Source organism: Bacillus sp. VA15, assembly GCF_055721145.1.
Genome location: NZ_JBVQPQ010000012.1, coordinates 50,039 through 60,002, shown reverse-complemented (window position 1 = coordinate 60,002; position 9,964 = coordinate 50,039). Strand labels below are relative to the sequence as shown.

9 protein-coding genes and 1 rRNA gene are annotated in these 9,964 nt (G+C 42.5%); all 10 read left to right on the top strand.

Annotation, left to right across the window (positions count from 1 at the left end):
- Positions 1-11 precede the first annotated feature (11 nt).
- Positions 12-127, top strand: a 5S ribosomal RNA gene (rrf, locus tag AC0DBE_RS20720).
- Positions 128-372: 245 nt separating this feature from the next.
- Positions 373-837 carry a transcriptional regulator CtsR gene (gene ctsR / locus AC0DBE_RS20715; RefSeq protein WP_003225724.1) on the top strand — a complete coding sequence of 155 codons (465 nt, stop codon included), beginning with the start codon at positions 373-375 and terminating at the stop codon, positions 835-837.
- A gap of 13 nt (positions 838-850) precedes the next feature.
- Positions 851-1,408: a protein-arginine kinase activator protein McsA gene (gene mcsA, locus AC0DBE_RS20710; RefSeq protein ID WP_014112328.1), complete on the top strand. Its 558-nt coding sequence runs from the start codon at positions 851-853 to the stop codon at positions 1,406-1,408.
- Positions 1,408-2,499, top strand: a complete 1,092-nt coding sequence (locus AC0DBE_RS20705; protein WP_472963604.1) for a protein arginine kinase — start codon at positions 1,408-1,410, stop codon at positions 2,497-2,499. The genes mcsA and AC0DBE_RS20705 overlap by 1 nt, the downstream gene beginning before the upstream one ends.
- Positions 2,496-4,928: an ATP-dependent protease ATP-binding subunit ClpC gene (gene clpC, locus AC0DBE_RS20700; RefSeq protein WP_003225731.1), complete on the top strand. Its 2,433-nt coding sequence runs from the start codon at positions 2,496-2,498 to the stop codon at positions 4,926-4,928. The genes AC0DBE_RS20705 and clpC overlap by 4 nt, the downstream gene beginning before the upstream one ends.
- A gap of 91 nt (positions 4,929-5,019) precedes the next feature.
- On the top strand, positions 5,020-6,396 hold the full coding sequence (radA, locus tag AC0DBE_RS20695; protein WP_014112330.1) for a DNA repair protein RadA: 1,377 nt from the start codon (positions 5,020-5,022) through the stop codon (positions 6,394-6,396).
- Positions 6,397-6,399: 3 nt separating this feature from the next.
- Positions 6,400-7,482, top strand: coding sequence for a DNA integrity scanning diadenylate cyclase DisA (gene disA / locus AC0DBE_RS20690; RefSeq protein WP_014112331.1), 1,083 nt, complete (start codon positions 6,400-6,402; stop codon positions 7,480-7,482).
- A gap of 114 nt (positions 7,483-7,596) precedes the next feature.
- On the top strand, positions 7,597-8,697 hold the full coding sequence (locus tag AC0DBE_RS20685) for a PIN/TRAM domain-containing protein (protein ID WP_014112332.1): 1,101 nt from the start codon (positions 7,597-7,599) through the stop codon (positions 8,695-8,697).
- A gap of 13 nt (positions 8,698-8,710) precedes the next feature.
- Positions 8,711-9,409, top strand: coding sequence for a 2-C-methyl-D-erythritol 4-phosphate cytidylyltransferase (gene ispD / locus AC0DBE_RS20680; protein ID WP_014112333.1), 699 nt, complete (start codon positions 8,711-8,713; stop codon positions 9,407-9,409).
- On the top strand, positions 9,402-9,878 hold the full coding sequence (gene ispF, locus AC0DBE_RS20675; protein WP_072182890.1) for a 2-C-methyl-D-erythritol 2,4-cyclodiphosphate synthase: 477 nt from the start codon (positions 9,402-9,404) through the stop codon (positions 9,876-9,878). Before ispD ends, ispF begins: the two co-directional genes overlap by 8 nt.
- Positions 9,879-9,964: the final 86 nt, after the last annotated feature.

The following is a 9,964-nucleotide window of genomic DNA, read 5'->3' as shown; positions in this document are numbered from 1 at the left end:
CTCTCAATTTGTTTGGTGGCGATAGCGAAGAGGTCACACCCGTTCCCATGCCGAACACGGAAGTTAAGCTCTTCAGCGCCGATGGTAGTCGGGGGTTTCCCCCTGTGAGAGTAGGACGCCGCCAAGCAATTGAAAAAAGGGCAGCTCATATGAGCTGCCCTTTTTTGTATTCTGGTTTATTAGTATCATAAAATTACTTTTAATTGTATAATATAATAACTTTACACTGAATTTTAAATCGCCAATCAGGTTTTATGGGTCGGGAAAATGGAAATAATAAAGGATAGAGCGAGAAAGTTGAAAATTCTCGAGAAACGCCTTATAGTAAGATTAAAGTCAAATATAGTCAAAGTCAGTAAAGGAGGGGGTTGAGTGGGACATAATATTTCTGACATCATTGAACAATATTTAAAACGAGTGTTAGATCAAAATGGCAAGGAAATTTTAGAGATTAAACGAAGTGAAATTGCAGATAAATTTCAATGCGTTCCTTCCCAAATAAATTATGTCATCAACACCAGATTTACAAGCGAAAGAGGATATATTGTTGAGAGCAAACGCGGGGGCGGCGGTTACATCAGAATCATTAAAATTAAAATGAACAATGAAGTTGTCCTGATTAATAATATTATTTCTCAAATTAATACCCATTTGTCTCAAGCAGCCTCTGATGACATTATTTTAAGGCTATTAGAAGACAAGGTGATTTCAGAAAGAGAAGCAAAAATGATGGTCAGCGTGATGGACCGCTCGGTTTTACACATTGACTTGCCTGAACGTGATGAATTAAGAGCGAGAATGATGAAGGCTATGCTGACTTCTTTAAAATTAAAATAAGCGGGTGAAAAGATTGATTTGTCAAGAGTGCCACGAGAGACCAGCCACTTTTCACTTTACAAAGGTTGTTAACGGAGAAAAAATAGAAGTTCATATTTGTGAACAATGTGCCAAAGAAAATAGTGATTCATACGGTATAAGTGCAAATCAAGGTTTCTCTATTCATAATTTACTTTCGGGTTTGCTGAACATGGATTCTTCATTCCAGAATGCAGGAACTCAAATGTTCAGTCACTCGGAGCAAATATCAGCTTGTCCAAAATGCGGAATGACTTTTCAGCAATTTAGAAAAATCGGCCGTTTTGGATGTTCTGAATGTTATAAAACATTTCATAGCAACATTACACCTATCTTACGTAAAGTGCACAGCGGTAACACTGTGCATGCTGGGAAAATACCGAAACGTATAGGCGGCAATCTCCATGTCAGACGGCAGATTGACATGCTGAAAAAAGAATTAGAATCCTTAATCCATCAAGAAGAATTTGAGAACGCAGCTCATGTGAGAGATCAAATTCGTTCATTAGAACAATCACTCAAAAGTAAAGATAGTGAGGAGGAACAGGGGTAATGTCGCTAAAGCATTTTATTCAGGACGCACTAAGCAGTTGGATGAAGCAGAAAGGACCTGAAAGTGACATTGTACTCAGCAGCCGCATACGTTTAGCAAGGAACTTTGAACATATAAGGTTCCCTACGCGGTATTCCAATGAAGAAGCCTCATCCATCATACAGCAATTTGAAGATCAGTTTTCAGAACAAGAAATTCCTGGAATCGGAAAATTCGTTTTGATCAGAATGAATGATGCACAGCCTTTAGAAAAGCGTGTACTTGTTGAAAAACATCTCATCAGTCCGAATCTGACAGAGTCTCCTTTTGGCGGCTGTTTGCTTTCTGAAAATGAAGAAGTAAGCGTCATGCTAAATGAAGAGGATCATATTAGAATTCAGTGTCTTTTTCCTGGATTTCAGCTTTTAGAGGCAATGAAAGCCGCAAACCAGGTCGATGACTGGATTGAAGAAAAAGTTGATTATGCATTTAATGAGCAAAGAGGGTACTTAACCAGCTGTCCTACAAATGTAGGTACGGGTTTAAGGGCTTCAGTCATGATGCATCTGCCGGCACTGGTTTTAACTAGGCAAATAAATCGAATTATACCGGCAATTAATCAATTAGGCTTAGTTGTTAGAGGAATTTATGGGGAAGGCAGCGAAGCAGTAGGAAATATCTTTCAAATTTCAAATCAGATCACGCTTGGTAAGTCAGAGCAGGATATTGTGGATGACCTTAACAGTGTTGCTGCCCAGCTGATTGAACAAGAACGATCTGCCCGAGAAGCGCTTTACCAAACCTCTAAAATTGAACTTGAGGATAAGGTATATCGGTCTTATGGGGTCTTGTCCAATTGCCGGATGATAGAATCGAAAGAAACTGCAAAGCGCCTTTCAGATGTCCGGTTAGGCATAGATCTAGGCATTATTAAAGGACTTTCAAGCAACATACTTAATGAACTAATGATTTTGACACAGCCAGGATTTTTACAGCAGTACTCGGGAGGCGCTTTGCGTCCGAACGAAAGGGACATTCGAAGAGCGGCTCTCATCAGAGAACGGCTTCACTTAGAAATGAATGGGAAAAGACAGGAGGATGAATCGATATGATGTTTGGAAGATTTACAGAACGAGCTCAAAAAGTACTGGCGCTTGCACAGGAAGAAGCACTCCGTTTAGGTCATAATAACATTGGCACTGAGCATATTTTATTAGGACTGGTACGAGAAGGAGAAGGGATTGCTGCTAAAGCTCTACAAGCGCTTGGGCTTGGTTCAGATAAAATTCAAAAAGAAGTTGAAAGTTTGATCGGTCGCGGGCAGGAAATGTCTCAAACGATTCATTACACTCCTAGAGCTAAGAAAGTCATTGAGCTTTCAATGGATGAGGCAAGAAAACTCGGGCATTCTTATGTCGGGACAGAACATATTCTTCTTGGTCTGATTCGCGAAGGTGAAGGTGTTGCTGCGAGAGTGCTGAATAACCTCGGTGTCAGCTTAAATAAAGCAAGACAGCAGGTGCTACAGCTTCTTGGAAGCAATGAAACAGGATCATCAGCGACAGGAACAAACAGCAATGCGAATACGCCTACGCTTGACAGCTTGGCAAGAGACTTAACTGCTATTGCGAAGGAAGACAGCCTTGATCCTGTAATCGGCAGAAGCAAGGAAATTCAGCGTGTGATCGAAGTGTTAAGCCGCAGAACGAAAAACAACCCTGTTCTCATTGGTGAACCAGGTGTAGGTAAAACGGCTATCGCAGAAGGTTTGGCACAGCAAATTATCAATAACGAAGTTCCCGAAATCTTGCGCGATAAACGCGTGATGACATTAGACATGGGAACAGTTGTTGCCGGCACAAAATACCGCGGTGAATTTGAGGATCGCCTGAAAAAAGTCATGGATGAAATTCGCCAGGCAGGAAACATCATTCTATTCATCGATGAGCTTCATACATTAATCGGAGCGGGCGGAGCAGAAGGTGCGATTGACGCATCTAACATTTTAAAACCTTCACTTGCTCGCGGTGAACTTCAATGTATTGGAGCGACGACTCTTGATGAGTACCGTAAATATATTGAAAAAGATGCAGCGTTGGAACGCCGTTTTCAGCCGATACAGGTTGATCAGCCGTCTGCAGATGAAAGTATTCAAATTTTAAAAGGCTTGCGTGACCGATATGAAGCTCACCACCGAGTATCAATTACAGATGATGCCATTGAAGCTGCGGTTAAGCTTTCTGACAGATATATTTCTGACCGTTTCCTTCCGGATAAAGCAATTGACTTAATCGATGAAGCGGGTTCAAAGGTGAGACTGCGCTCCTTTACAACGCCTCCTAACTTAAAAGAGCTTGAACAGAAGCTTGATGAGGTTCGTAAAGAGAAGGATGCGGCAGTGCAAAGCCAAGAGTTTGAAAAAGCAGCTTCCTTGCGTGATACTGAGCAGCGCCTGCGCGAGCAAGTAGAGGATACGAAGAAATCATGGAAAGAGAAGCAAGGGCAGGAAAACTCAGAGGTTACTGTTGATGATATTGCGATGGTTGTATCCAGCTGGACTGGGGTGCCTGTATCTAAAATCGCCCAAACTGAAACAGATAAGCTTCTCAATATGGAAAGCATTCTTCACTCCCGTGTCATTGGCCAGGATGAAGCAGTTGTAGCTGTTGCAAAAGCAGTTAGACGTGCAAGAGCAGGATTAAAAGATCCTAAACGCCCAATCGGCTCATTCATTTTCTTAGGCCCTACAGGTGTTGGTAAAACAGAGCTTGCGCGAGCACTTGCTGAATCCATTTTCGGTGATGAGGAAGCCATGATCAGAATTGATATGTCTGAATACATGGAAAAACACTCAACTTCAAGACTTGTCGGTTCACCTCCGGGATATGTGGGATACGATGAAGGCGGCCAATTAACAGAGAAAGTCAGAAGAAAACCTTACTCTGTCGTGCTTCTTGATGAGATTGAGAAAGCGCACCCTGATGTCTTCAATATCCTCCTGCAAGTTCTTGAAGACGGACGATTGACTGATTCTAAGGGACGTACAGTCGATTTCCGTAATACCATTCTGATTATGACGTCAAACGTCGGAGCAAGTGAACTGAAACGCAATAAATATGTCGGCTTTAACGTTCAGGATGAGACGCAAAATCATAAAGACATGAAAGATAAAGTGATGGGTGAATTGAAACGTGCGTTCAGACCGGAGTTTATCAACCGGATTGATGAAATCATTGTCTTCCATTCACTTGAGAAAAAACATCTCACTGAAATCGTGTCATTGATGTCTGATCAATTAACAAAACGCCTGAAAGAACAGGATCTTTCTATCGAATTGACCGATGCTGCAAAAGCGAAAGTCGCGGAAGAGGGCGTTGACCTGGAATACGGTGCCCGTCCGTTAAGAAGAGCTATCCAAAAACATGTCGAGGACCGTTTATCTGAAGAACTCCTTAGAGGAAATATTCATAAAGGACAGCATATCGTTCTCGATGTAGAAGACGGCGAATTTGTCGTAAAAACGACTGCTAAAACGAATTAATATAGAAGACGAAAATGAGGCATACAGCATGTAAGTGTATGCCTCACTTTCATATCAAGAAATAGAACAAGGGAGAGGTCTTACACTATATATGGCTAAAACAAAATCGAAATTCATCTGCCAATCCTGCGGTTACGAGTCTCCAAAATGGATGGGGAAATGTCCGGGCTGCGGTGCTTGGAATACTATGGTGGAAGAAATGATAAAAAAAGCGCCGGCCAATCGGAGAGCGGCTTTTTCTCATTCAGTTCAAACTGTACAGAAACCTTCACCTATTACATCAATCGAAACATCAGAAGAACCCCGGGTTAAAACCCAGCTTGGCGAGTTTAACAGGGTGCTCGGCGGGGGCGTCGTCAAAGGCTCACTCGTTTTAATCGGCGGCGATCCTGGTATCGGAAAGTCAACGTTATTACTGCAGGTTTCCGCTCAATTATCAGATTCATCGAACAGTGTGCTGTACATTTCGGGAGAAGAATCGGTAAAGCAAACGAAACTGAGAGCAGATCGTCTTGGCATTAATAGTCCGTCACTGCATGTTTTATCTGAAACCGATATGGAGTATATTTCGTCTGCTATACAAGAGATGAATCCAGCGTTTGTCGTTGTAGACTCTATTCAAACGGTTTACCAAAGTGACATTACATCGGCTCCGGGCAGTGTGTCACAGGTCAGAGAATGTACCGCTGAGCTGATGAAAATTGCAAAAACAAAAGGCATTCCGATTTTTATCGTAGGGCACGTGACGAAAGAAGGGTCTATTGCAGGGCCGAGACTGTTGGAGCATATGGTTGACACTGTTTTATATTTTGAAGGGGAACGTCACCATACTTTCCGTATTTTGCGGGCTGTAAAAAACCGTTTTGGTTCTACAAATGAAATGGGCATTTTCGAAATGCGCGAAGAGGGGCTCACTGAAGTTTTGAACCCTTCAGAAATTTTCTTGGAAGAACGCTCAGCGGGATCCGCAGGCTCAAGCATAACTGCTTCTATGGAGGGCACAAGACCGATTCTCGTTGAAATCCAGGCGCTCATCTCGCCAACAAGCTTTGGCAATCCGCGGCGTATGGCAACAGGAATAGACCATAACAGGGTTTCTCTGTTAATGGCTGTGTTAGAAAAAAGAGTTGGGCTGCTGCTGCAAAATCAGGATGCTTATTTGAAAGTGGCCGGCGGCGTAAAGCTTGATGAACCTGCAATTGATCTTGCCATTGCGATCAGCATCGCGTCCAGCTTTAAAGATACACCTCCAAATCCTGCAGATTGTTTTATAGGAGAAGTGGGATTAACCGGAGAAGTTCGGCGGGTTTCAAGAATTGAACAGCGTGTGAAAGAAGCGGCTAAGCTCGGTTTTAAACGAATGATCATACCCGCGGCAAATCTGGATGGATGGACAAAACCAAAAGGGATTGAGGTTATCGGAGTAGCAAATGTTGCAGAGGCGCTTCGTACTTCATTAGGAGGATAATAGATGGAAAAAGAGAAAAAAGGGGCGAAACAAGAGTTAGACCTGTCATCTATATTGCAGTTTGTTGCTCCGGGTACACCGCTCAGAGCAGGGATGGAAAACGTCTTGAGAGCAAATACAGGCGGTCTGATTGTTGTTGGATATAATGATAAAGTAAAAGAAGTGGTGGACGGCGGCTTTCACATAAACACGGCTTTTTCTCCGGCTCATTTATATGAGCTGGCTAAAATGGATGGAGCAATCATTTTAAGTGATTCAGGTCAAAAGATCCTCTACGCCAATACTCAGCTGATGCCAGATGCCACAATTTCTTCGTCAGAAACAGGAATGCGGCACCGTACTGCCGAAAGAGTAGCTAAGCAAACTGGCTGCCTCGTGATCGCTATTTCTGAAAGAAGAAATGTTATAACGTTATATCAGGAAAACATGAAGTATACACTAAAAGACATAGGATTTATTTTAACCAAAGCGAACCAAGCTATACAAACACTTGAAAAATATAAGACAATCCTCGACAAAACGATTAACGCACTGAATGCATTAGAGTTTGAGGAGCTTGTTACCTTCAGTGATGTCTTGTCTGTCATGCATCGTTATGAAATGGTGCTGAGAATCAAAAACGAAATCAACATGTATATCAAAGAGCTGGGGACAGAAGGACATCTGATTAAGCTGCAAGTCATTGAATTGATTACGGATATGGAAGAAGAGGCTGCTTTATTTATTAAGGATTATGTGAAAGAAAAGATTAAAGATCCGTTTGTTCTCTTGAAAGAGCTGCAGGATATGTCTAGTTATGATCTGCTGGATGATTCCATTGTGTATAAGCTGCTCGGTTATCCGGCTTCTACAAATCTTGACGATTATGTATTGCCTAGAGGATACAGGCTGTTAAATAAGATACCGCGTCTTCCGATGCCGATTGTTGAAAATGTTGTAGAAGCATTTGGAGTCCTACCAAGGATTATTGAGGCGAGTGCAGAAGAATTAGATGAAGTTGAGGGAATCGGTGAAGTACGAGCCCAAAAAATCAAAAAAGGATTAAAACGCCTGCAAGAGAAGCATTATTTAGACAGACAGCTGTGATTTCGGTTAAAACCTTATGAATACGGGTATATTAATGTTGGTTTTTGTTTATTCTGATATTCGTAGGATGCATAAAACTTTGTAAAATAAAATGTTAAAAAAGGAGGTGGGGGTATGTTAAAACGAATAGTTCAGGCGTTCTTCATTATCTTTGGCGGCGTTGTTGGTATATTTTTAATACCTGAATTGTTTGTACTGTTAAGTATACAGGACATACCTTTAATAACAAACGCATATACGTCTGCGGCAATAGGAGCAATTATCTTTTTTCTCATCAGTATATGGGGTACAGAATACGTTGTGAACTGGGTGAAGTGGATAGAGGATTCATTGTTAAAAGCGCCGGTTCCAGATTTGTTATTTGGAAGTCTTGGCCTGGTTTTTGGACTTATAATCGCTTATCTTATCGTAAATGTTATTCCTTTAGACAATATACCTTACCGCATATTCAGCACAATCATCCCTGTGTTTTTAGCGTTCTTCCTTGGTTATCTCGGTTTCCAGGTGGGCTTTAAGAAAAAGGATGAATTGATCAGCCTGTTTTCTATTTCCGCCAGAATGCAAAAGAAAAAAGGAACAGCCGATGAAGAACATGAGGTTCAGGACAAGAAGCTGAAAATTTTGGACACAAGTGTTATTATTGATGGGAGAATAGCAGATATTTGTCAGACTGGGTTTTTAGAGGGAGTTATCGTGATTCCGCAGTTTGTCCTTGAGGAATTGCAGCATATTGCTGATTCTTCAGATGTTTTAAAACGAAACAGAGGACGACGCGGTCTCGATATCCTGAACCGCATTCAGAAAGAATTAGACATTGAAGTTGAAATTTATGAAGGCGACTTTGAAGATATTCAGGAGGTTGACAGCAAGCTCGTCAAACTCGCTAAGCTGACATCCGGGGTCGTCGTGACGAATGATTTTAATTTAAATAAAGTATGCGAGCTTCAGAAGGTAGCAGTACTAAACATTAATGACCTTGCCAATGCGGTCAAGCCTGTTGTGCTTCCTGGCGAGGAAATGAATGTTCAGGTCATTAAGGACGGGAAAGAGCATAATCAGGGAGTTGCCTACTTGGATGACGGTACGATGATTGTTGTTGAAGAAGGACGCAATTATATCGGCAAGCATATTGATGTACTCGTTACAAGTGTGCTGCAAACAGCAGCGGGACGAATGATTTTTGCTAAGCCCAAGCTGTTGGAGAAGGCGCTGTAAAGGGAGAAAAACAATGAGTTATGATGTGGTGATTCCTGCAGCCGGACAGGGAAAACGGATGAAGGCAGGGAGAAATAAACTGTTCATTGAGCTGAAAGGAGACCCGGTGATCATTCACACGTTAAGAGTGTTTGACAGCCACCGGCCGTGCGAAAAAATCATTTTGGTGATTAATGAGCGCGAGCGGGAGCACTTTCAGCAATTGCTGGCCGATTATCCGTTTCAAACCGCTATTGAGCTTGTGGCAGGCGGAGATGAGCGTCAGCACAGTGTTTATAAAGGGCTGAAAGCCGTGAAACAAGAAAAGATAGTCCTTGTTCACGACGGCGCCCGGCCTTTTATAAAGCATGAACAAATTGACGAACTGATCGCTGAAGCGGAACAGACAGGAGCGGCCATCCTCGCTGTCCCGGTAAAAGATACGATTAAACGCGTTCAAGATTTACAAGTCAGTGAGACGATTGAACGTTCAAGCTTGTGGGCTGTCCAAACGCCACAAGCTTTTCGTCTTTCTTTATTGATGAAGGCCCACGCTGAGGCGGAGTATAAGGGATTTTTAGGGACGGATGACGCCAGCCTCGTTGAAGAAATGGAAGGCGGTTCGGTCCGCGTTGTAGAAGGCAGCTATACAAATATTAAGCTGACGACGCCAGACGATTTAACGTCAGCTGAAGCTATCATGGAATCAGAAAGTAGGAATAATCATGTTTAGAATTGGACAAGGATTTGATGTACATCAATTAGTGGAGGGGCGCCCTCTTATTATTGGCGGAATTGAAATCCCGTATGAAAAAGGGCTGCTCGGCCATTCTGATGCAGACGTATTGCTGCATACAGTCGCTGACGCCTGCCTCGGAGCTGTTGGAGAAGGCGACATCGGCAAGCATTTTCCTGATACTGATCCCGAGTTCAAGGACGCAGATTCTTTCAAATTACTTCAGCATGTCTGGGGGATCGTGAAACAGAAGGGGTATGTTCTTGGAAACATTGACTGCACCATCATTGCACAGAAGCCAAAGATGCTGCCGTACATAGAAGATATGAGACAAAGAATCGCTGAAGGGCTTGAGGCGGACGTTTCTCAAGTAAATGTAAAAGCAACAACAACAGAAAAGCTTGGATTTACAGGCCGAGCGGAAGGAATAGCGGCTCAAGCGACAGTACTGATACAAAAAGGCTAACTTGCTTTGATGCTGGGTCTATTTGGTGGTAGAATAGATTCATACATTTTTGCCTGAGGCCATACATGACATGAAAGGAAGTATTT

Bases quoted from the DNA above. Each gene is read 5' to 3' on its own strand.
- AC0DBE_RS20705 (WP_472963604.1), top strand. From the start codon at position 1,408: ATGTCGCTAAAGCATTTTATTCAGGACGCACTAAGCAGTTGGATGAAG.
- clpC (WP_003225731.1), top strand. From the start codon at position 2,496: ATGATGTTTGGAAGATTTACAGAACGAGCTCAAAAAGTACTGGCGCTT.
- radA (WP_014112330.1), top strand. From the start codon at position 5,020: ATGGCTAAAACAAAATCGAAATTCATCTGCCAATCCTGCGGTTACGAG.
- disA (WP_014112331.1), top strand. From the start codon at position 6,400: ATGGAAAAAGAGAAAAAAGGGGCGAAACAAGAGTTAGACCTGTCATCT.
- AC0DBE_RS20685 (WP_014112332.1), top strand. From the start codon at position 7,597: ATGTTAAAACGAATAGTTCAGGCGTTCTTCATTATCTTTGGCGGCGTT.
- ispD (WP_014112333.1), top strand. From the start codon at position 8,711: ATGAGTTATGATGTGGTGATTCCTGCAGCCGGACAGGGAAAACGGATG.
- ispF (WP_072182890.1), top strand. From the start codon at position 9,402: ATGTTTAGAATTGGACAAGGATTTGATGTACATCAATTAGTGGAGGGG.